We start from the raw sequence: 21,940 nt of genomic DNA, 5'->3' as shown, positions 1-21,940 counted from the left end.
CTACATCTTCAGAGTTTTCGCCTTCTCAATAGCCTCGTCCATAGTTCCGACCATATAAAAAGCAGCTTCCGGTAAATCATCGTATTTACCCTCTACAAGCCCTTTAAAGCCTGCTATAGTATCAGCTAAATTAACAAATTTGCCTTCAGCTCCGGTAAATACTTCAGCGACATGGAAAGGCTGTGATAAGAAACGCTGTATTTTTCTAGCACGCGACACGGTTAGTTTATCTTCTTCGGATAGCTCATCCATACCTAAAATAGCAATGATATCCTGCAACGATTTATAAGTTTGTAAAATCTGCTGCACTTGTCTTGCTACGTTATAATGCTCTTCACCGACAATCATCGGGTCAAGTACCTGAGAATTACTATCTAACGGGTCAACTGCCGGATAAATTCCAAGCTCGGCTATCTGACGGCTAAGTACTGTTGTAGCATCTAAATGTGCGAAAGAAGTAGCAGGAGCAGGATCGGTTAAATCATCTGCCGGTACATATATAGCCTGCACGGAAGTTATTGAGCCGTTCTTAGTAGAGGTGATACGCTCCTGTAGCTCTCCCATATCAGTAGCAAGAGTAGGCTGATATCCTACCGCTGACGGAATTCTACCAAACAACGCCGATACTTCAGAACCTGCTTGAGTAAAACGGAAAATATTATCTACAAAGAATAAAACATCTTGCCCCTCATTCATATCTCTAAAACTTTCCGCAATGGTCAGACCGCTTAACGCAACTCTTGCCCTTGCTCCCGGCGACTCATTCATTTGTCCATAAACAAGAGCTACTTTTGAATTTTCCGGTTTCTCAAGGTCAATCACACCGGAGTCAATCATTTCATGGTAAAGATCATTACCCTCTCTAGTTCTCTCACCAACTCCTGCAAATACCGTATAACCGCCATGTGCCTTAGCTACGTTATTAATAAGCTCCATAATTAACACGGTTTTACCGACCCCTGCACCACCGAATAATCCTATCTTACCGCCTTTAGTATAAGGAGCAAGTAAATCAACAACTTTAATACCGGTTACTAATATATTACGCTCGGTTGACTGATTGGTAAAATCAGGAGCAGACTTATATATAGAAGAAATATTTGAGCTTTTAATGTCTCCTTTACCGTCAATCGGCTCACCTACAACATTCATAATACGCCCAAGCGTCTCAGTACCTACAGGAATACGAATAGGACTGCCTGTATCTATTACTTCTACACCCCGCACTAATCCTTCAGTAGAATCCATAGCAATACAACGCACCGTATCATCGCCTATATGTTGTGCTACTTCCAGCACTATCCTTTGTGTATCGTTATAGCACTCTAGAGCATTTAAAATTTCCGGTAACTCACCGTTATTCGTAAATTTTACATCCACCACCGCTGAAATAATCTGAGTAATTTTACCGATATTTTTTGTCATAATTTTTTCTTTTGTTTTGTCATCCCGTGGCTTGACCACGGGATGACACAGTCTTATATCTACACCGCCTCAGAGCCGGCTATAATCTCTATCAACTCCGTAGTAATAATAGCCTGTCTTGATCTATTCAACTTTAAAACTAATTTACTTATTAAATCATTAGCATTATTTGTTGCATTTTCCATAGCGGTCATTCTCGCTCCCTCTTCACTTGCTCTACTTTGTAGTAAAGCATAATTTATTTGGGAATTCACATATAAATTAATTAGATTAGAAATTAGATTTTCTCCCTCATACTCATAGTGGTCATTCTCTATTTTAGAATCATCATGATATTTTTCTACCGGTAAAACCTGTTGTCTAGTCATAATTTGAGTCATTGCGTTCTTAAATTTATTAAAATATATAACACAATTACTAACTTCTAGATTTGCGACTAGCGACATAATTTTTTGTTTTACTTCCAGCATCAGATTTTCATCATGAATTTTGGGTAACTCAAAATAACTATCAATATAATTTGCATATTGCCTTTTTAGTGCTTCGTAACCTTTTTTTCCTATAATGATAAGCTTTATTTGTTCGCCTTTATTTTCTAACTCTTTAATATCATTCTTAACTTGCTTAATTATACTGTAATTAAACGTTCCGCATAAACCACGCTGTGATGTCATAACTATCAATAAATTTGCTTTATTCGGTATAGTATTAAAAAATTTCTGCTCTTCTATAGATAACTCATACATATAAATTGATAATATATCGGACATCATTTTACTAATAGCCTCAATATAAAAATTTGAATTGGCTATTTGACTTTTTATTTTTGCCATTTTAGAAGCTGATACTAGTTGCATTGCTTTAGTAATCTTTTGTGTAGATTTAACGCTTTTAATTCTAGTTCTTAATTGCTTTAAATTTGACATATAGTTTTATTTCTTTATAAACCTATGTCACTCCCGCGTAGGCGGGAATCCAGTAATTAAAAAATACAAACATACTAAATTTTTAAAATTAGAAGCTCGATTTATCTCGCTTTAAACTGGATTCCCGCCGTTGCTGGAATGACATAGAGTACGGTAATAACATAACACTAATTAACCTGCTTTCACAAATTCCTTAACGAAATTTTCTAAAAATGCTTTTAGTTTCTGCTCGGTTTCTTTGGTTATACGTTGCTCGTTTTTTATTGATTCCAAAATATCTTTTTTATTTAACCTTATCTCCGTAAGCATTTTATCTTCAAATTCTTTTACTTTCTGAAGCGGTACATCATTTAAATATTTCTTAGTTCCGACATAAATACTTACTATTTGTTCTTCTACCGGAAAAGGATGATATTGAGCTTGTTTTAATATCTCAACTAATCTTTTACCGTGATCGATTTGTGCTTTAGTGGCAGGGTCTAGATCTGATCCAAATTGCGAGAAAGACTCCAGCTCTCTAAATTGAGCAAGTTCTAGCTTTACCGAACCTGCTACCTGCTTCATAGCCTTTATTTGTGCTGCAGAACCAACACGGCTTACTGAAATACCGACATTAACGGCAGGTCTTACGCCTTTATAAAATAACTCACTTTCTAAGAAAATTTGACCGTCGGTAATTGAAATAACATTTGTTGGGATATATGCGGATACATCACCTGCCTGCGTCTCGATTATAGGAAGAGCAGTAAGTGAACCGTTGCCTTTTTCCTCTGACATTTTAGCAGCTCGCTCAAGCAACCTTGAATGCAGGTAGAACACGTCACCGGGATAAGCTTCTCGCCCGGGCGGTCTTCTAAGTAATAATGAGATTTGTCTATATGCGACGGCATGCTTACTTAAATCATCATAAATAATAAGTGCATGCATACCGTTATCACGAAAATATTCGCCCATACTACAGGCAGAATAAGGGGCAATGAATTGAAGAGCTGCAGCTTCCGAAGCAGTAGCCGAAACAACGATTGTATAGTCCATTGCTCCAGCATCTTCTAGTTTTTTTACTATCTGTGCAACACTTGATCTTTTCTGCCCAATAGCTACATAAATACAATAAATTTTATCGCTTTCATTAGTAAGTGAATGAGCTTGTTTTTGATTAATAATAGTATCAACCGCTATCGCCGTTTTTCCGGTTTGTCTATCACCGATTATTAACTCTCTTTGCCCTCTACCTATCGGAATTAACGAATCTATAGCCTTTATTCCGGTTTGTACAGGTTCGCTTACGCTCGTTCTGTCTATTATTCCCGGAGCCTTCATCTCGATATGTCTGTACTCTTTACTTGCAATATCGCCTTTGCCGTCAATAGGGTTACCAAGAGCATCAACAACACGACCAAGCAAAGCTTTTCCTATCGGTACTTCTAAAACTTCTTTAGTTCTTTTGACATTATCGCCTTGCTGTACTTGGTTATCATCGCCCATAATTACAGCACCGACGCTATCATTCTCCAAATTTAAAACAAGACCCTTAACACCGGATTTAAACTCTACTACTTCACCGGATTTTACATTAGCAAGACCGTAAATTTTAGCTATACCGTCACCGACCGAGATTACCTGCCCAACTTCTTCAAGTTCACTCAAGCAATTAATATTGGCTATTTCCTTTTGTAATATTTCAGCTACTTCAATAGGCTTTAGTTTCATGTGGGGTGACTCCTAATTACGCGTTGTCATCCCGTGGCTTGACCACGGGATCCAGTTAAAAATGACAAAATAATATATAGCTTTAGATTGCTTATGGATCGCGTGGTCAAGCCACGGGATGACAATAGTACTCAAGCAGCAACCCTAACTTTCTTTAAAGCTTTCGTTATTTTCTCTAAACTACCTTTTATTGAGTAATCTTGCAACATACTATCATATTTAATTACAATACCTCCGATAATAGTAGAATCAATGTTAAAAATTATTTCTGTTTTTTGATTTAATTCTTTTTCTATACGAGATTTAATCCACTCTTGCTCTTTAGGTTGTAACTTATTTGCAGAAATAACCTGAACTATCTTTATGTTTTTACTTTCATATAGTAAAGTATTATAAGCATCTACTATATTAGATAAAATAGCAGTACGAGAATTTTTTACCAATAACAATAAAAAATTATTCACTATTTTGTTAAATTTAGTATTTTTTACTAACGAATTAACCACATTAATTTTATCATCCTTATTTACTATAGGAGAAAATAGGAATTCTCTAATATCAAAATTATCGGTAATTATACGATTTATAGCGGTAATTTCTTCAAAGATTTTATCTTGTATATTATCAACCATAGCATTATTAAATAACGCCACTGCATAATTCTCGATTAAATTATCTTTGTTCATACATGTATTGCCCTATCAAATGCAGCTAACACCGACTCGTGCATCATTTCCGATAAAGTCGGATGCGGGAAGATAGTATTAATTAAATCCAACTCCGTTCCTTCTAAATTTTTTGAAACCACATATCCTTGTATTAATTCTGTTACTTCCGAACCTATCATATGAGCTCCGAGTAACTCACCGGTTTTAGCATCAAATATAGTTTTAATTAAGCCGTCGCTATCACCGCTTACTAAAGCCTTACCATTAGCCATAAAAGGAAACCTGCCTATTTTAAGCTCATAACCTAAAGCTTTCGCCGCTTCTTCCGTAAGTCCGACGCTTGCTATTTGCGGCGAAGAATAAGTGCAACCCGGTATATTATGCTTATTGATAGCATGGGGCTTTAAGCCAGCTATACTTTCCGCTGCAATAATCCCTTCATGGCTTGCTTTATGAGCTAAACAAGGTACTCCTGCTACATCCCCTATAGCATAAATTCCCGATTCTGCAGTTTGCATTAGTCCGTTAGTAACTATATAGCCATTTTCTATTTTAATTTTGGTCTTTTCAAGTCCTAAATTTTCTGTATTTGCCGTAATACCTACTGCCATAAGTAAGATTTCAGCTTGTAATTTTTGTGTTTTACCGTATAACTCTAGCTCAACTTCTATCTTATCTTTTGATTTTGTTTGCTTAATTAACTTAGCATTTGTAATAATTTTTATTCCCTTTTTCTCAAAATTCTTATGAGCGATTCCGGCAATTTCCGTATCTTCAGCAGGTAATATTCTATTATGTGCCTCAATTACGGTAACATCCACACCAATACTATTATAAAATGAAGCGAATTCTATACCTATTGCACCTGAGCCGACAATAATCATAGATTTCGGTACATGCTGCGGTATCATAGCTTCTTTTGAAGTCCATATTTGCTTGCCGTCAGGCTCAAAGCCTTTTAAAACTCTAGATCTTGCTCCGGTAGCTATAATAATATTATCTGCTTTTACTATAGGTTTATCATTTATACTTATTACCTTACTTCCTGCAAGGCTTGCTACTCCGTCTATCACGGTAACTTTGTTTTTTTTTAGTAGTAACTTAACGCCGCCTGCAAGTTTATTTGAAATCTCTCTTGAGCGTTCGACTATTTTCTTAATGTTGATTTCAGCACCTTTAGAATCAATTCCATAATCTTTAGCATGTTTTATATATTCAAAAACCTCAGCAGATTTAAGCAGGGATTTAGTCGGTATACATCCCCAATTAAGGCACACCCCTCCTAAATGTTCTTTTTCTATTAATACAACTTTTTTCTTTAATTGTGCTGCTCTAATTGCCGCAACATATCCACCAGGACCACCGCCTATAATGGCTACATCGTATTGTTCCATTTTATTTTTGTTTTGTTAATTAGGTTTATTGCCATCTCTGTATGAACTTATGTCATTCCCGCGAAAGCGGGAATCTAGTACTTTAAAGATTTTTTAAAAAGCTCGATTTATCTCGCTTTACCCTGGATTCCCGCCTACGCGGGAATGACACTAGAGTATACTACTCTTCAGCATCCATCTGTTTTTTTCATGCACCTTAATCCGCCCGATAATCATATCGGCTGTCCCTTCATCACCTTCTGCTTGTGCTACTTTGAGTCCCTTATATAATGTATCTCTAATAATATCTTGATCTTTTGTTAGACTTTTAAGCATTTCGTTTGCTGTTACGTTTGGATTTGCCTCATCTATAGATGCAAGCTTTATTAAATTTGATAATGCGGGGACTTTAGCACCTAAACTTCTCACTCTTTCAGCAAGTTCATCTAAGCTTTCAGCTAAATCTTCATATTGTCCTTCAAATAATAAATGTAGACTTCTAAACTCTGCTCCTTCTACATTCCAGTGATAATTCTGTGTTTTAAAATATAAAGCATAACTATCTGCTAAAATTTGTTCTAAAGCTTTTACTACTTGCATAATATCCTCAAATTTTTATGAACTTTTTGACTTTATAACATTTCTTTAGATACTTCAAGAGATAACAGGGTTTATATAAATTCCTGATATATTTCTTTTCTGTGTTTGATTGCAATAATAATTACCGTAGATGTTTCTTGTTCAATACGGTATATACTTCTTTTACCTGAAGAATTGGTAGTATTAGATATTAATTATCCATAAGAACATTGATTATTCGCTCATCTAAATATTCATTTTCCAACTTTTCAAGTTAAAGAAGTATATAATACGATAATCACTTATTCGGAATCTTCTATGACCTTTCAAACTATAGCGTAACGGTTTGCCAAAAGCTATGGGATCAAACATTAATCGTTCTTCAATTGCACATTTGATAAGAGTTTTTGCATTGGAGTAAAGCATTGGGATATGCTTATTTGTTACTTCTTCTAGATAACATATTTTATAATTCATTTCCACGCTTCTTCGTGAGAGTAAGTTTTAGCATTCTCTTTATCAAGCTTTTTAGCAACTTTTGACAGAAATAAATCTTCTCTCATTTCAAGAGCTTCAAGTGTTAATTCTCTGACTAAACTCGATAAAGATTTATTTTCTTGAACTGCTAAATTACTAAGCAAAGTGGAAATTACCGGCTCAAAAGTCACATTAACTCTTGGACTTTTAGACATATAGAATTATTTTTATTGATTAGTATTATTATTGTAACACTTTTACATCACTCAAACAATAAAATTATCAATTAAGACTAAAATTGCAATGATTAAATATTAATTTTTATTAGTAATTTCTTGACTAATCTATTAGTTTTATCTATTGTGCCACCTTGATTTAAAACTTAAGGATAGAACGGCATGAATTACATATTACACTTTTCTTTAACTACCGCAGCAAGACTTACTAATACAATAAAAATAATTGGTGGTCAAGGATATCACATGTTTAAAATAGGGCATAATGTGGCCAGTTACTATCTAACTCCTCCTACCTTTAGTTTAATTGAACCGACTTGCCATAAAGAGAATATATTAACAACTCTGTGTAATAAAGGAATTGAATTATTAAATACTGAAACAAGCAATTTTGTATTTGAAGGAATGTTCAAAATAAAGGAAGTATTAACTGCAAATAAAGCTATTATTACAGCGATTAATGATAATAAGACTATACGGGATTATATATTGCAAAAACAAGGTAATAAGACTTATATATATGAGGAACGCTTGCTTAAAATATGTCAAGAAAATCTTCAAGGAAATCTTACTATTGAGGGTATACTTAATATCACAGGGGATAATAACCCTATTATAGGAGATATTAAAGGGTGCGAAATATTTGAAGTAGCGAAAGAAAATGCTCTACAGGCGATTCTCTCAGAAATAAAGGATTTAATAGCTAACCCGATATCTAGCACTACTCAAGCAAGTGATATTAATACAACCGAGGGATGGACAGAGTCCGTAACAGAATATTTATCTGAAATGGCGACTAATGCAGTTAATAATACAATAACAAATTCTACTGCTGAAATTTCTGAATCAATCTTTTCCGATAACACTGAAAGTTGGACTGAAACGGAAATAAATTTAATTAATAACACCGTAGCAAACCTTACTACTACTGCTTTCAATTCAACTTATAACCCTCAAGAAAATATGTTTGATGAGAGTGATAACGATACTTCCTTAGTTGCTCCGTATATAAAATATGGTATAGCTGGAATTGCCGTTATAGGTGTAGCAATAGTTGCAGGATTAACTTGGTATGTTAGAAATAAAAACGCAAAAAAAGCTAAATTAAAACAATATATTGATGAAATTGAAGCTGAAAGAGCTGCTGAAGATAAACTTGCTGCTAAAGATACTGAAGAGCATAACGCTCCTATACTTAACAACAACACAGAGCATAATGATCACACTACGGTAGATATGACCGGACTCTCCTATGAAGACGAAGGTACTCCTGTATAGATAACTTAGAGTTTTGATTTTTAATCAACAACCAATAGCAAATTCACTGTTGGTTGTTCCTCGAAAATAAACATTGAAATTTATTTCAATGCTTTATTTATCAATTCCTTTAGCTTTTCTTTTGCTGCTTCTTTAGAACGTCTTCCTGCATAAGAATCATAAGGTTTAGTATCTTCAATGAAATGTACAAAGAAAACTGTTCTATCATTTTTTTGTAACCAACCTACAAACCACCCTATTTGACGATCTTGTAGTTTTACGGTTCTATCTTCATTAAGGCGGTTGCCACTACCTGTTTTGCCGTAGAGCTTCCACCCATCTGCAAAATCTTCAATAAACATAATATTTTTTGTCATTTCCTGAGCTTTAAGGCTTACAGGTAATTGATTTGCAACAAGTTTTTGAAGAAAAGCTATTTGTTCTTCCGGTGAAATTTCTAAAGAACTAGAAAGCCATGAATTAGTTAAACCGTTATTCTTTCCTTTATCTCCTGAAATATCTTGGTTACCGTAATTAAATTTTGTCACATAACTATGAAATTTTTCATAACCTAATTCTTTAGTAATAAGACGTGAATACCAAAGACAGCTGTTTTTTATCCAGCTTTTAGGAGTTTGTGACTGCTTCCAAACTTCAAGATAATCGTCGTATCCTTCTTTAAAAGGTAACTCCGGATGAGTTTCATCAATTAAAAAACCATCATCGTAACCCATCAAGCTTAAGACAATTTTAAATGTTGAACATGGAGCATAGTGTGATTTGCAATCACCATCCTCCTTGATAAATTTGTCATTTTCTTTAACTAAAAAGCAATCTGCTCTAGTTATAAAAGGTATAGTAAGTGATATTAGGGCAGTTAGATATAAAATAATTTTTTTCATAGGTTAAAATAAAAATAGGTGGTTTTGTTGCATAATACCGATGTCATTCCCGCTAGGCATTGTTGCGTGGATCGGAAAACACGCTCGGTGTCATCCCGTGGCTTGACCACGGTATCCAGTTTAAAAATAGTAAAACAACATAGACTCTAAACTGTATTTCTGGATACCGTGGTCAAGCCACGGGATGACAGTATACTTAATAAATCTCTTGAGACTGATCCTCTTTACTAGGCACATAATCAAAAATATCATTATTATCGTGATTATCGATCATATCTTCATTCTCAAGCATCTGAACATTATTTACTTTAAATGCTTCTATAACAGTGCCACTTGGCGTAATTTTACCGGTTGCTCTATCTACGGCGATTAGCTTAATTGAATCTGGAACTTTGAAAGGCAGCGATGGCTCATCCTTATAAGCATTACTCATAAAATCAATAAAAATCGGCAATACTACGTTTGAACCTGTTGCTCTTTTTCCAAGCTCTTTCGGTGTATCATAACCCACATAACTGCCGACTACTATTTTTGGCGTAAAGCCTACAAACCATGTATCTTTACTATCGTTACTAGTACCGGTTTTTCCACCGATAATTTTCCCTAACTTCTTCGCAGCATAACCTGTTCCTCTATCTATTGCTCCTGTTAAAAACGAAGTAATTTGATAATCGCTAGCTTCATCCGTAACTCTATAAATATCTTCTTTCGGTATTTCTAATATTGCGATATCTAAATTGGCGTCCGAAACATTACAAGAAAGACATTCTCTATCATCTCGCCTATAAATAATTTTACCGTTACGGTCTTTAATTAATTCTACAAAATGAGGTTCAACTTTTTTACCGCCATTAGCAATAATTGCATAGGCATTAGTCATTCTGCTAAGTGTGGTTTCAATTGAACCAAGTACCATAGAGTAAACTTTTTTTGGTTCATTATTAATACCGAATCGCTTAATTATATCAACGATTTTTGTAAGTCCTACAGCAGTTGCAACTCTTACAGTTATAAGATTACGAGATTTTTCAAGACCGGTACGCATAGTGATTTCGCCTAAAAACTTACCCTCATAATTTTTAGGACGCCAACTAGGCATACCCGGACCTTGCGAAATCTCAATAGGTCCATCGTTAAAAATCTGATTCGGCTTAATACCGTTTTCAAGAGCTGCTAAATAAACAAAGGTTTTACTCAAAGAACCCGGTTGACGAAGTGCTTGAGTTACTCTATCAAATTTACTTGTAGAAAAATCATATCCCCCAACACTTGCAAGTACCTGTCCGGTATTCGGGTTCATAACCATAATAGCCCCGTTTACTTCAGGAATCTGACGCAAAGCATAAGTACCTTTTATGGGTTCAACCACTATTACATCGCCTTTTTTAAGCAAAGTCTTCACTGATTTAAGATTACTTCTTGCCCATTTCATTTCAGCAATAGGAATCTTAGATTTACTGCCGTCTATAAGCCCAATCTCTGCATGATTATCGGTCATATCCAGAACTACAGCTAATTTATACTCTAAAAGCGATGGAGGAGTCGGTAGTTTTTTTAGCTCCTCTTGCCAATTATCAAGAGGAATATTAGCTATAGGCTTTCTAAAACCACGCCTTCTATCAAACTCTCTCAGACCTTTTCTTAGAGAATTTTCGGCTAATTGCTGCATCTTTGCATCTAAAGAAGTGATAATAGTAAGACCTCCGGTATAAAATTCTTCCTTACTATTTAACATCCTAATTACTTCTTCTCTAACCTGTGCAGCATAATAATCTGCCGTAACAGTTTCTTCTTTAGCTCGTTTACGTAAAACTATCGGGCTATCCATAGCTTCTTTCGCAGCATCTTTTGTTATGTAACCATCTTCAAACATACGTGCTATTACATAATCACGACGAGCTTTTACTCTAGCGTAGTTTCTCTCTGGATTAAGTTCGGAAGGGGCTTTAGGCAGTGCCGCAATAAAAGTTGATTCTGCAATAGTAAGTTCCTCTACGGATTTATTAAAATAATTTTGTGCAGCTGCCGCAACACCGTAAGCACCACGACCAAAGAATGTTTGATTAAGATATAATTCTAAAATTTGATCTTTAGTAAATACTCTTGAAATCATATAAGAAAGAATCGCTTCTTTAATCTTACGTTCAAGAGAAACTTCGTTAGTTAGCAGAAAATTTTTAACCACTTGCTGAGTAATTGTAGACGCTCCTTCCATACGCCTATGATGTAAATAATTAGATATATTTAAAAATGCCGATCTAACTATTCCAAGTAAATCGACGCCGGGATGGTTATAGAAATTCTTATCCTCAGCTGCAATAAAACTTTCTATTAATGAACTCGGTACACTATTAATCGGTACAAATACACGACGTTCAAAAGCGTATTCCTCCATTAATTTACCGTTACTAGAATAAATACGCGTTACCGAGGGGGGATAATAACGTGCAAGCTGCGAGTAATCAGGTAAATCACGCGAATAGTGATATATTATATACCCCACAACCGCACAACCTATTAGAATAAGCACGGCAAAAATTTTTAAACAAAAAAACAGAGATTTATACATTTAATAGATAATATTTTTTTACATTATAATAGAATATAGGTATTGCCCGCATGGATACCGATGTCATTCCCGCGTAAGCGGGAATGACATAAAGAGCATTTAAATTATACACTTTATAGGCAGTGCAAGAAATTTGTCAGAAAAACTGATTATTTCATCACCGTTATAAAGTATAATGCCATGCATAATTTGTGGGGCTAATGCTTCTGATAAATCTTTAAGACCCGTAAAATGCCGGCTTTGAATAGTTTCTGTGGCTTTACATTCTATGCCGCAAAATACATCGCCTTTATATAAAAGAAAATCAACTTCTTTTCCTAAATGTGTACGATAAAATGCTTGTTCTATACCCGTAGTTAAGGTTAATATTTTTCTCAGTTCTGCCCATAACCATGTTTCAAATATTGTTCCATAATAAGGACTATTTAACAATAAGTTAGGACTTGTTATGCCGTTTAAATACGATGCATAACCTGAATCATTCATATAAATTTTAGAGGTTTTTATTAATCTTTTACGTGTGTTACTAAACCAAGGCGTTAATTGATTTACTTGAAAAGTTGTTTCTAAAATCTCTAAATATCTTGATATTGTTCTTTGATCCAGTCCTATTTCAATGCTTAAATTTTTTTGATTTAATAAATTACCGCTTTGTAAACCAATTAAGCGAAAAAGTTTAGCAAAGGAAACAACATCTAAAAATTTATTTATATTTCGTACATCTCGCTCAATATAGGCTGATTGATAAGAAGAAAACCAACGTTCTCGAAATCTTTCTTGCTTTTTTAATACAACTTCCGGAAATCCACCATAGAAAATATATTCATTTAAAGATTGGTTATTTATTTTTGGTTTATATTCTAACTCTTTAGTCCATTTGTCTTTTAATTCAGGAATAGTTGCTCCTGAAAAAATATCTAATATAAAAGAAGAAGGGTTATTTTGATTTAAAATTTCTCCTAAACTTAACCCTTCAAGATGTATTATGTCAACACGTCCTGCCAAACTTTCAGATACTCCCGGATAAGAAAAAATATTAGCAGATCCAGTTAAGAGAAAACGCCCCGGTCTCTTATCTTCATCAATTGACTTTTTTATAGCCTTTAAAAGATCAGGGACTCTTTGAATCTCATCAATAGCAAGAGGATAACTTGCATTTTTTATAAATCCGTGAGGATCATTAGTTACTGCTTCTAATTGCGAAATATCATCTAAAGTAATATATGACTTAAAAATTCCTTCGTCATATAATTGTTTTACTACTGTAGACTTACCTACTTGCCTCGCTCCAATAATAAGAACTGCAGAAAAATCTTTTAATGATTGCTTTACAAATGATGTTATATGTCTTTTGATCATGTTGTAAATAATATCATACATGAGCTATTATTTACAACATTTATTTTTGTAATATGTAAATTACATAATTAAACTATCTCTCCACTTAAACTATTCATTCCAGCTTTGGTAATTTTTACATCAATGATTTTACCAAGTAAAGATTTATTAGGGTTTTGGATATATACGGACTGCATGTATGGAGTTTTACCTATTATTTGATCATCGAATTTACCACTACGATCAAATAGAACTTTCATAATACTACCGACACAACTTTCATTAAAAGCTAGTTGCTGAGCCATGAGTTCTTTTTGCAATATAGTTAATCTCTCTGATTTTATGTGTGCCGGAATTTGATCTATTCTAGTCGCTCCCGGCGTACCGGGACGAGGACTATATTTAAACGAATAGCACTGACCGTATTTTACTCTGCGGACCAAATCTAAAGTATCCTCAAAATCTTCATCCGTTTCACCGGGAAAACCGACAATAAAATCAGAGGATAAAACTATATCGGGCCTTGCCTCTCTTAAGCGATTAATTATATCAAAATAATAATTCCGATCATGCTGACGGTTCATGGCTTTTAATATTTTATTTGAACCTGATTGCACTGGAAGATGTAAAAACGGCATTAATTTAGCCTCAGTACCGTGCAGTCTTATTAGATCATCAGTCATATCTATCGGATGTGATGTCATATAACGCAGTCTCTCTAAATTTGGAATTTGTGCTAGATGTCTAAGTAAATTGGCTAGACTAAATGTTTTATCTGCAGGACCTTTACCGTGATAAGCATTGACGTTTTGGCCAAGCAGCATAATTTCTTTAGCACCGCTGCTAACTACTTTTAACGCTTCTCTGTACACCTGTTCTACGTTTCTTGAAAATTCAGCCCCTCTTGTATATGGTACCACGCAGAAAGTACAAAATTTATCGCATCCTTCTTGTACTGATATGAAGGCACTCGCTCCTTGCGGGTATAATTGCTCCGGTAGATTATCAAATTTTGCTTCTTCAACAAAATCGAGATTGATTAAATATTTTTCGTGTCTAACGACTTTTGAGATTAATTCGGGTAGGTTATAATAAGATTGCGGCCCCACTACAATATCAACATAAGGAGTTCTTGAGAAAATCTCTTCACCTTCCGCTTGAGCAACGCAGCCCGCCACAACTATTATTGCAGAGTTTAAGCCTTGTTTTTTTCTCGTATCTTGTAGTTTCTTAATACGACCAAGTTCAGAATAAGTTTTCTCGGCTGCTTTCTCTCTGATATGACAGGTATTTAGAATAATAACATCAGCATCTTCTATATTTTCTGTGGGTTCATAACCGAAAGGATAAAGCAAATCTTGCATCTTAACGGAGTCATAAACGTTCATCTGACATCCGTAGGTCTTAATATAAAGCTTCTTACTCATAAAATTTTTAATATTATAAAAAGTTTTATATTATACTCTATTTAAATAATTTTATCAAATTTTAAATGAGCTGGAAGCAGGATTCATAATCAGCGAATTAATTTAATATTAGCATCTTTTATTTTTAACTCTGCCCATATTTTATCAGCAGTATATATTGTAGTATTAAGTTTAATACCTAAAGCTATACAAGCTCTATCTCCAAGAGACAATCCTTTATGCTGCGTATATGCCTGTAACTCCGCAGCATATTTTGCTTGCTCTAAATCAAACGGAATAATTACTGCTATAAAATCCGTAATTAAAGTTAATGTTTCTGCCGTATCTATATTAGTGCGTTTTAAAGCAGTTAACACCTCGGTAATGTTCACAGTCGACATAATCGTATATGACAGTAGCGGTTTTATTATTTCGCCACCTCTTTCATTTTGAATTAAGGCAAGTAAAGCTGAGGCATCTAGTACTATATTATTCATGTTGTGCCTCTGCTCTTCTTGTTTTAATTAGTTCATCCACTAGAGAAATTTTTTCTCCTGCACTATCCGTATAATCTTTTACTTTTGCTTGCAGCTTTGCTAAAGCCTGACTCGGAGTAGTAATATAAATTACATCTTCTTTCATATGTAGTACTATATCATCGCCAGTTGAAAGATGAAGATTTTGCCTAAAAGCTGAAGGAATAATAACTCTACCTCCTTCACCAAGCTTAGTACGCATAACTTCTTCAAAATTCTCTTTTTTATTAATTTTGTCCTTTATTTGCTTTTTTGCCATGTTAATAACACTTTTGTAAAAAAAATTATTTTTACCTTGTTTTTTAAATATTGTCAAATAAAAGCAAAAATGTCTTTTAAATATTTTTTGGACTATAAAAAAGAAGCATTGCAAAATAAGGATTGATAGCTTGAAAAAACTTCGTCATTGCGAGGAAAAATTGAAAATTTTGACGAAGCAATCTAGTAAAAAATTCTGATTTACAGAATTTTTTTATTATTTTTCCTGGATTGCCGCGTCGCTTCGCTCCTCGCAATGACGGTTTGGGTATCCATGCAACAATGCCCATAATTTACTGATTAATTCTTGCTGTGCATATTCTTTCGGTGATTTCTTTTAATTTTTCTATTCTCTCTATTAAATAAAGCAGTTGTTCTTTTGGAAGTGTTGAGAGATAAGAAATTAAGTAGCGAATTATAGGAAGGATATTTTTTTGGAAGAAATAGTGTTTAAAATTAAGATAATTTTTGTTCAGTATACTTCTTTAACTTGAAAAGTTGGAAAATGAATATTTAGATGAGCGAATAATCAATGTTCTTATGGATAATTAATATCTAATACTACCAATTCTTCAGGTAAAAGAAGTATATATACAAAATTAGTAAAAATCAGTGGAGATTTTGTTATTATCTATGCGTTATCCATTATAATATTAGCTAGCCGTTAAAACGGTTAAGCGTTTCAAATTAAAACATATAGCATTCATAAATTCCGAGAATTGATTTTTGGCAATACCAATATATCTGACACGTTTATTATCTTGTGAGAATACTCTTTCAAAAGGTGCTCTAATTTTTGTATAATATCTATCAAGGTCAAAATTTTTATCTTTCATGTTATTTTTCTTTACAGCACAAAGATGCACTTCTTGCCTAGTTGCTGTATCTTTGGTAGACTTTGTACAATATGCTTTATCTACATATGCAGCACCGGAGCGTGGCATAACGTGTTTAAAACCTTTGCTATCAGTAACATTTGCAGAGGTAACTGCAACCTTATTAATAATCCCTGATTGGATATCAACGCTAACATGTTTTTTATAACCATACCAAAACTTATTACCTCCTTTACAACCAATTTTAGCTTGTTTATCATTCGCAACTTTGGGCAAAGTCTCATTATTTAGCTTGTCATATTTTTGCTTCCTCAACTCATCACGTTCCGTCCAAAGACTAGCTTTTGAGATCAAATGAGAGGCATCTACAAAGGTAAATACCTCGCTCATATAACCTTGCTTTCATAGTTGTTCTCTAAAGTTTGCAAATATTTTTGATAGTAAGTTAGTACCTATTTTCTTACGTATTTTACTAAACACACTATAATCTGGAGTCGTCTCTGTAAGAGCAAAATCACAAAACCATTTGCCGGCATTACTATCAGCCAAATAACGTTCTAATTCTCGATCAGATAAGTCTTCCATAAATTGTAGAAGTAAACATTTAAATAACCTCAATGCTCCATAGCCTTTATAATTAGCTTCAGTTTCTATCGCTAATAACTCTCTTGCAACTGCTTTGAAATTAAATTAACTTTTAAATTTACGATATTGATGTTCCGGGCTAACTAATTCATCTAAACTGACCATTGTTATTTGATGCTCTGACATTTTTTACTTTCTTATTTTTTTATCACATTATAACCTTTTACTCTTCATAGCTCAACACTCCCATAGAACGTCAATATGGAGTAATCTATACATTAGCTGGGGTAATCAAGCTGTTACACAGACTTGGTTTTAGTTATAAGAAACCTAAGTTAATTCCTGGAAAAATAGATTTAGCTAAGCAAGAGGAATTTAAGCTGCAATATAGTTTGCTAAAAAATAATTTAGCTAAAGATGAGTCTATTTATTTTATGGATAGTGTTCATCCTCAATACCAAACTCGAGCAAAATTTGGTTGGATTAGAAAGAATGTAGTTAAAACATTACCAAGTTTCAGTGGTTGGAAGCGTAAACATATTATTGGTGCTATTAATCTTAAGGATTTAGAGGTAGTAACAACTGACAATCCTAAGGTTAATGGTGATTATATTATTGAATTTTTAAAGAAATTAGAAGCAAATAATCAAGATAAAAGTAAGATTTATTTGATATGCGATAATGCTGGATATCATAGGTCAAAAAAGGTAAAAGAATATCTACAATACAGTAAAATAGAGTTACTATTTTTGCCAGCATATAGTCCTAATTTGAATCCAATTGAACGACTGTGGAAATTTATGCATTCTGTTGTAAGTAACAATAAATTTTATGCGAATTTTGAGACATTTACTGATTCTATACGAATATTTTTTGAAAATATTGAAAAATATAAAAATAAAATTTCTTCATTGGTAAATGACAATTTTCAAACCATTGTGCCTAATCATTTTAACAACTCTTCATGTTGAAGAAGTATATTATGGTAGATAGTAATGCTTCAGATGACGAAGAAGATGAGAATAATAACGGTAATAATAATGAAGTAGCCCGCCTTCCTTATGGTGATAATGGTGAAGTTGATGGGCTTGGTATTGTCTCTCAACATCTAGAAGTTTGACGTTGCGATGTCATTCCTGCGAAAGCAGGAATCTATTTTGTCATCCCGTGGCTTGACTGGCGTTGTTACATGGATCGATTTTTCAGTTGTCATACCGCGACTTGATCGCGGTATCCAGCTTTAAATACTAATGATCATTAGTATTTAAATTATTTTTCTGGATCCCGTGGTCAAGCCACGGGATGATACATTACACCGAAAAAGAATTACCGCAGCCACATTTTGCTTTAGCTTGTGGATTACTAATGTTGAAATATGAACTGCCGAGTTCCTCTATAAAATCTAAAGTACAATCTAGCATAAATTTTTGAGAGATAGGATCAATAATAATTGTAGCATTATGTTTAGTAATGACATAATCATCTTGCTCTATATTATTTTTTGAGACTAGTTCGTAATTATACATAAGTCCTGAACAACCGCCGCTATCAACAGAAACTCGCAGTACTAAATTCTTATTTTTTTCTAGCTCTATTAACTCGCAAACTCGTTGAAAAGCTCTATCCGTAATTGTTATCGTCACAAAAATTACCTTGTAAAAGTCTTGTAAATTATATAATATAATGAATATTTTTTCAAGATGGCGTTGTGGTGTAGCTTTGGTACAGAGGTTCTATGTCATTCCCGCCTACGCGGGAATGACATAAGAGACTCATAATAACGCCTTTCAAAATAAAGGATAACAATGCTTGCTTCATACGCTTCTGATCCTCTTAAAAGTAGGGGAAGGTTATATAAAGAAATCCCTACCTCTTATAGAAATGAGTTTGAACGTGATCGTGATCGCATTATTCATACCAATGCATTTAGGCGTTTGCAATATAAAACTCAGGTTTTTATTAATCATGAGGGAGACCATTACAGAAATAGGCTAACTCATTCCCTAGAGGTTTCGACTGTCGCACGTTCGGTTGCTAATACTTTAAATTTATCAAGTGATTTAGCTGAGACAATAGCACTTGCTCACGATCTTGGGCATACGCCTTTCGGTCATGCGGGAGAGAGAGCTTTAAATGAATGTATGAAAGAGTATAACGGCTTTTCCCATAATGCTCAATCTTTGAAAATATTAACACTACTTGATAAGAGATATGCGGCTTATAACGGAGTAAATTTAACATGGGAAGTTTTAGAAGGAATCGTAAAACATAATGGTCCTATAACTGGTGAAATAAATGAATATATAGCGGAGTATAATAAACAAAATGATTTAGAGCTTAGTACTTATGCGTCGGCAGAGGCTCAAATAGCAGCACTTGCCGATGATATTAGCTATATTTCGCATGATTTAGAAGATAGTATCGGTGCTAAAATTATTGATTTTAATAGTCTTGCTGAACTTAAATATATTGACCAACATGTTTTTGAGATTAAAACAAAATTTAAGAATATTAGCTCCTCTTGTCTGATTTATGAGGTAGTACGTAAGCTAATACATGAATTGATTACCGATTTATTATGGCAAACAAAAGAAAATTTAAATAAAGAAAAAATTACTAATATAGACGAAATACGTAACTTAAATTATCAGATAGTGGATTTTACCGAAAAAACTAATGACCGTATTAAGGAAACTAAAAAGTTTCTGCATGAGCGAGTTTATAAAAGTAATAAAATTACGGCCATCAGCCTTAAATGTACTAAAATTGTTCAAGGTCTGTTTAAGGTTTATATGGATGATATTAATTTATTACCGGTTAATTGGAAAATGCTAATAGATTCTAATGAAACATATAGTAAAGCTAGAGTTATTGCCGATTATATAGCAGGTATGACCGACCGTTTTGCCATTCGAGAATATAATCAGCTTTGTTCGCTGAATTTTAATAATATCTAAAAACTTAATTATGAATATATTTAATCAATTAAAACAAGATATAATTGCGGCAAGTAGGCAATTATATAATAATCAAGGAATAGCAAATAATGCTACTATTGAAACTCCGAAAGATAGTTTTAACGGCGATTTATCAAGTAATATTGCAATGATTATTGCTGCTAAAGAAAATATTTCTCCTCGGGAAGTGGCTTTAAAGTTTAAAGAAATTCTTATAACATTACCTTATATTGCAAGTATAGAAATAGCAGGACCCGGCTTTATTAACTTTACTATAAAAGCCGAAACTTGGCAGATAGCAATTAAAGATATTCTACAGCACGAAGAAAAGTTTTTTGAAATTGATATAGATAAAAGCAGAAATATTAACATCGAGTATGTTTCGGCAAATCCCACCGGTCCAATGCATATAGGGCATGCTAGGGGTGCGGTATATGGTGATGTGCTAGCTAGAATTTTGCAAAAAGTAGGTTATTCCGTTACAAAAGAATATTATGTTAATGATGCAGGTTCGCAAATAAATGATTTAGTTAGTACGGTATTATTACGTTATAGAGAAGCTCTGGGCGAGAAAATTACTATCCCTACCGGTTTATATCCGGGCGAGTATTTGATTCCGCTTGGGCAAATTTTGGCGAAAGAATACGGTAATAAATTATTAACTATGAACGAGAATGAAAGATTCAAAATAGTCAAAAATTTTGCCGTAGAAAAGATGCTTGATTTAAATAAAAAAGATTTAGCGGATCTCGGTATTAAACATGATATATTTTTTTCTGAACAGTCATTGCATGATAAAGGCGAAATAGAGGAAACGGTGAAATTACTTACCGGTATGGGGCTGATTTATGAAGGAACACTCCCTGCTCCTAAAGGTAAAGTTCACGATGAATGGGATAACAGAGTTCAAAAATTGTTTAAATCTACTGACTATGGTGATAGTCAGGATCGTCCTATAGAAAAAGCTGATGGAAGTTGGTCTTATTTTGCTTCCGATCTTGCATATGCTAAGGATAAAATAGATAGGGGAGCGAGCCACCTAATTTATGTACTTGGTGCTGATCATAGCGGGTATGTTAAAAGAATTGAGGCAATAGTTAAGGCTCTAGGCAAAGAGCAGGTTAAAGTAGACGTTAAAATCTGTCAATTGGTCAATTTTGTTGAAAACGGTGTGCCGGTTAAAATGTCAAAACGTCTTGGGAGCTTTGCTAGTGTACAAGATGTAAACCATGAGGTAGGGCAAGACATCATAAGATTTATGATGTTAACAAGGCAAAATGATAAGCCGCTTGATTTTGATTTAGTAAAAGTGAAAGAACAATCAAGAGAAAATCCTATCTTCTACGTACAATATGCTCATGTAAGAACAATATCGATTTTATCGAAAGCTATGGAACTAATGCCTGAATCTTATAATGACTTTGAAGAAGGCAAGTATGATTTATCGCTGTTATCGTCAGAAGAAGAAATTGAGATCATAAAACTTTTGGCTAGCTGGACCAAAACATTAGAAACATCTGCAAAATATTTTGAACCGCACCGCATTGCATTTTATTTAATAAACTTAGCTTCAAAATTTCATTCTATGTGGAATTTTGGTAAAGAAAATAGCGATTATAGATTTGTAATTGAGAGCAATAAAGAATTAACTACTGCTCGTCTTGCTCTTGCAAGTGCCATACAGAAAGTTATAGCTAGCGGCCTTGAAGTGATAGGTGTAGAGCCTATGAAAAGTATGTAGTTCTTTTCTTAGATGTTGTTGCGTAGATTGATGTCATTCCCGCGGAGGCGGGAATCCAGCAAAACATGTAAAAAACAAGTTTTTTATATGTTTATTTTGTCAAATATGTAATTTTTTACCAATATTAAGATTATTTTTTCTGGATTCCCGCCTCCGCGGGA

At 33.9% G+C, this 21,940-nt stretch carries 23 protein-coding genes; 6 read left to right on the top strand and 17 right to left on the bottom strand.

The features are described 5' to 3' along the window. The 8 genes from atpD to AC5584_RS00740 form a co-directional block, all read right to left on the bottom strand. Nucleotides 1–1,425, bottom strand: a complete 1,425-nt coding sequence (atpD, locus tag AC5584_RS00775; RefSeq protein ID WP_499217072.1) for a F0F1 ATP synthase subunit beta — start codon at nucleotides 1,423–1,425, stop codon at nucleotides 1–3. A gap of 59 nt (nucleotides 1,426–1,484) precedes the next feature. Continuing rightward, on the bottom strand, nucleotides 1,485–2,351 hold the full coding sequence (gene atpG, locus AC5584_RS00770; protein ID WP_410526437.1) for an ATP synthase F1 subunit gamma: 867 nt from the start codon (nucleotides 2,349–2,351) through the stop codon (nucleotides 1,485–1,487). A gap of 171 nt (nucleotides 2,352–2,522) precedes the next feature. After that, the gene (atpA, locus tag AC5584_RS00765) at nucleotides 2,523–4,061 is read right to left on the bottom strand and encodes a F0F1 ATP synthase subunit alpha (RefSeq protein WP_499216531.1); all 1,539 of its coding nucleotides are present in this window, start codon (nucleotides 4,059–4,061) and stop codon (nucleotides 2,523–2,525) included. A gap of 12 nt (nucleotides 4,062–4,073) precedes the next feature. Next, nucleotides 4,074–4,196 (bottom strand): hypothetical protein, encoded by a 123-nt coding sequence (locus tag AC5584_RS00760; protein WP_499216530.1) that lies wholly within the window; start codon nucleotides 4,194–4,196, stop codon nucleotides 4,074–4,076. Continuing rightward, nucleotides 4,193–4,747, bottom strand: a complete 555-nt coding sequence (gene atpH / locus AC5584_RS00755) for an ATP synthase F1 subunit delta (RefSeq protein WP_499162492.1) — start codon at nucleotides 4,745–4,747, stop codon at nucleotides 4,193–4,195. Before atpH ends, AC5584_RS00760 begins: the two co-directional genes overlap by 4 nt. Next, nucleotides 4,744–6,123, bottom strand: a complete 1,380-nt coding sequence (lpdA, locus tag AC5584_RS00750) for a dihydrolipoyl dehydrogenase (protein WP_499216529.1) — start codon at nucleotides 6,121–6,123, stop codon at nucleotides 4,744–4,746. The genes atpH and lpdA overlap by 4 nt, the downstream gene beginning before the upstream one ends. A gap of 150 nt (nucleotides 6,124–6,273) precedes the next feature. After that, a complete protein-coding gene (locus AC5584_RS00745) occupies nucleotides 6,274–6,702 on the bottom strand; it encodes a Dps family protein (protein ID WP_410526434.1) in 429 nt (142 codons plus the stop codon). A gap of 452 nt (nucleotides 6,703–7,154) precedes the next feature. Continuing rightward, nucleotides 7,155–7,373 (bottom strand): DUF6290 family protein, encoded by a 219-nt coding sequence (locus tag AC5584_RS00740; protein WP_485440729.1) that lies wholly within the window; start codon nucleotides 7,371–7,373, stop codon nucleotides 7,155–7,157. 288 nt (nucleotides 7,374–7,661) lie between these two features. Here AC5584_RS00740 and AC5584_RS00735 point away from each other — a divergent pair, with 288 nt between their 5' ends. Continuing rightward, the gene (locus tag AC5584_RS00735) at nucleotides 7,662–8,672 is read left to right on the top strand and encodes a hypothetical protein (protein ID WP_499216528.1); all 1,011 of its coding nucleotides are present in this window, start codon (nucleotides 7,662–7,664) and stop codon (nucleotides 8,670–8,672) included. A gap of 80 nt (nucleotides 8,673–8,752) precedes the next feature. Here AC5584_RS00735 and blaOXA read toward each other — a convergent pair whose 3' ends face one another. Next, complete coding sequence (gene blaOXA / locus AC5584_RS00730) at nucleotides 8,753–9,553, bottom strand: class D beta-lactamase (protein ID WP_499216527.1); 801 nt, start codon at nucleotides 9,551–9,553, stop codon at nucleotides 8,753–8,755. A gap of 24 nt (nucleotides 9,554–9,577) precedes the next feature. Between blaOXA and AC5584_RS00725 the strand changes: the two genes are divergently transcribed. After that, nucleotides 9,578–9,703, top strand: coding sequence for a hypothetical protein (locus AC5584_RS00725; RefSeq protein ID WP_499216526.1), 126 nt, complete (start codon nucleotides 9,578–9,580; stop codon nucleotides 9,701–9,703). Nucleotides 9,704–9,749: 46 nt separating this feature from the next. On the opposite strand, the gene AC5584_RS00720 is transcribed toward AC5584_RS00725, so the two are convergent. The 7 genes from AC5584_RS00720 to AC5584_RS00690 form a co-directional block, all read right to left on the bottom strand. Then, complete coding sequence (locus AC5584_RS00720) at nucleotides 9,750–12,122, bottom strand: penicillin-binding protein 1A (RefSeq protein ID WP_499216525.1); 2,373 nt, start codon at nucleotides 12,120–12,122, stop codon at nucleotides 9,750–9,752. Nucleotides 12,123–12,221: 99 nt separating this feature from the next. Then, complete coding sequence (locus AC5584_RS00715) at nucleotides 12,222–13,502, bottom strand: ATP-binding protein (RefSeq protein ID WP_499216524.1); 1,281 nt, start codon at nucleotides 13,500–13,502, stop codon at nucleotides 12,222–12,224. Between the two features lie 47 nt (nucleotides 13,503–13,549). After that, nucleotides 13,550–14,887 (bottom strand): tRNA (N6-isopentenyl adenosine(37)-C2)-methylthiotransferase MiaB, encoded by a 1,338-nt coding sequence (gene miaB, locus AC5584_RS00710; protein WP_499216523.1) that lies wholly within the window; start codon nucleotides 14,885–14,887, stop codon nucleotides 13,550–13,552. Between the two features lie 89 nt (nucleotides 14,888–14,976). After that, complete coding sequence (locus AC5584_RS00705) at nucleotides 14,977–15,363, bottom strand: type II toxin-antitoxin system VapC family toxin (RefSeq protein WP_499216522.1); 387 nt, start codon at nucleotides 15,361–15,363, stop codon at nucleotides 14,977–14,979. After that, the gene (locus AC5584_RS00700; RefSeq protein ID WP_499216521.1) at nucleotides 15,356–15,718 is read right to left on the bottom strand and encodes an AbrB/MazE/SpoVT family DNA-binding domain-containing protein; all 363 of its coding nucleotides are present in this window, start codon (nucleotides 15,716–15,718) and stop codon (nucleotides 15,356–15,358) included. The genes AC5584_RS00705 and AC5584_RS00700 overlap by 8 nt, the downstream gene beginning before the upstream one ends. 595 nt (nucleotides 15,719–16,313) lie before the next feature. Continuing rightward, on the bottom strand, nucleotides 16,314–16,886 hold the full coding sequence (locus AC5584_RS00695; protein WP_499216520.1) for a transposase: 573 nt from the start codon (nucleotides 16,884–16,886) through the stop codon (nucleotides 16,314–16,316). Nucleotides 16,887–16,898: 12 nt separating this feature from the next. After that, entirely contained in the window at nucleotides 16,899–17,150 is a 252-nt protein-coding gene (locus AC5584_RS00690) for a transposase (RefSeq protein ID WP_499217071.1), read from the bottom strand. A 179-nt stretch (nucleotides 17,151–17,329) separates the two neighbouring features. Here AC5584_RS00690 and AC5584_RS00685 point away from each other — a divergent pair, with 179 nt between their 5' ends. Further along, nucleotides 17,330–18,052 carry an IS630 family transposase gene (locus AC5584_RS00685; protein ID WP_499216968.1) on the top strand — a complete coding sequence of 241 codons (723 nt, stop codon included), beginning with the start codon at nucleotides 17,330–17,332 and terminating at the stop codon, nucleotides 18,050–18,052. Continuing rightward, entirely contained in the window at nucleotides 18,046–18,201 is a 156-nt protein-coding gene (locus AC5584_RS00680) for a hypothetical protein (protein ID WP_499216519.1), read from the top strand. The genes AC5584_RS00685 and AC5584_RS00680 overlap by 7 nt, the downstream gene beginning before the upstream one ends. A 190-nt stretch (nucleotides 18,202–18,391) precedes the next feature. Here AC5584_RS00680 and AC5584_RS00675 read toward each other — a convergent pair whose 3' ends face one another. Then, the gene (locus AC5584_RS00675; RefSeq protein ID WP_499216518.1) at nucleotides 18,392–18,724 is read right to left on the bottom strand and encodes an iron-sulfur cluster assembly accessory protein; all 333 of its coding nucleotides are present in this window, start codon (nucleotides 18,722–18,724) and stop codon (nucleotides 18,392–18,394) included. Between the two features lie 162 nt (nucleotides 18,725–18,886). Here AC5584_RS00675 and AC5584_RS00670 point away from each other — a divergent pair, with 162 nt between their 5' ends. Both AC5584_RS00670 and argS read left to right on the top strand, forming a co-directional pair. Next, entirely contained in the window at nucleotides 18,887–20,038 is a 1,152-nt protein-coding gene (locus tag AC5584_RS00670; RefSeq protein ID WP_499216517.1) for a deoxyguanosinetriphosphate triphosphohydrolase, read from the top strand. A 10-nt stretch (nucleotides 20,039–20,048) separates the two neighbouring features. Next, complete coding sequence (gene argS / locus AC5584_RS00665) at nucleotides 20,049–21,779, top strand: arginine--tRNA ligase (RefSeq protein ID WP_499216516.1); 1,731 nt, start codon at nucleotides 20,049–20,051, stop codon at nucleotides 21,777–21,779. Nucleotides 21,780–21,940: the final 161 nt, after the last annotated feature.

Source organism: Rickettsia endosymbiont of Villa modesta (genome assembly GCF_964026485.1).
GTDB lineage: Bacteria > Pseudomonadota > Alphaproteobacteria > Rickettsiales > Rickettsiaceae > Rickettsia > Rickettsia asembonensis.
This window is presented reverse-complemented; position numbering and strand designations above follow the sequence as displayed.

Coding starts and splice junctions, on each gene's coding strand:
- atpD (WP_499217072.1), bottom strand. CDS start 1,425: ATGACAAAAAATATCGGTAAAATTACTCAGATTATTTCAGCGGTGGTG.
- atpG (WP_410526437.1), bottom strand. CDS start 2,351: ATGTCAAATTTAAAGCAATTAAGAACTAGAATTAAAAGCGTTAAATCT.
- atpA (WP_499216531.1), bottom strand. CDS start 4,061: ATGAAACTAAAGCCTATTGAAGTAGCTGAAATATTACAAAAGGAAATA.
- atpH (WP_499162492.1), bottom strand. CDS start 4,747: ATGAACAAAGATAATTTAATCGAGAATTATGCAGTGGCGTTATTTAAT.
- lpdA (WP_499216529.1), bottom strand. CDS start 6,123: ATGGAACAATACGATGTAGCCATTATAGGCGGTGGTCCTGGTGGATAT.
- AC5584_RS00745 (WP_410526434.1), bottom strand. CDS start 6,702: ATGCAAGTAGTAAAAGCTTTAGAACAAATTTTAGCAGATAGTTATGCT.
- AC5584_RS00740 (WP_485440729.1), bottom strand. CDS start 7,373: ATGTCTAAAAGTCCAAGAGTTAATGTGACTTTTGAGCCGGTAATTTCC.
- blaOXA (WP_499216527.1), bottom strand. CDS start 9,553: ATGAAAAAAATTATTTTATATCTAACTGCCCTAATATCACTTACTATA.
- AC5584_RS00720 (WP_499216525.1), bottom strand. CDS start 12,122: ATGTATAAATCTCTGTTTTTTTGTTTAAAAATTTTTGCCGTGCTTATT.
- AC5584_RS00715 (WP_499216524.1), bottom strand. CDS start 13,502: ATGTATGATATTATTTACAACATGATCAAAAGACATATAACATCATTT.
- miaB (WP_499216523.1), bottom strand. CDS start 14,887: ATGAGTAAGAAGCTTTATATTAAGACCTACGGATGTCAGATGAACGTT.
- AC5584_RS00705 (WP_499216522.1), bottom strand. CDS start 15,363: ATGAATAATATAGTACTAGATGCCTCAGCTTTACTTGCCTTAATTCAA.
- AC5584_RS00695 (WP_499216520.1), bottom strand. CDS start 16,886: ATGAGCGAGGTATTTACCTTTGTAGATGCCTCTCATTTGATCTCAAAA.
- AC5584_RS00680 (WP_499216519.1), top strand. CDS start 18,046: ATGTTGAAGAAGTATATTATGGTAGATAGTAATGCTTCAGATGACGAA.
- AC5584_RS00670 (WP_499216517.1), top strand. CDS start 18,887: ATGCTTGCTTCATACGCTTCTGATCCTCTTAAAAGTAGGGGAAGGTTA.
- argS (WP_499216516.1), top strand. CDS start 20,049: ATGAATATATTTAATCAATTAAAACAAGATATAATTGCGGCAAGTAGG.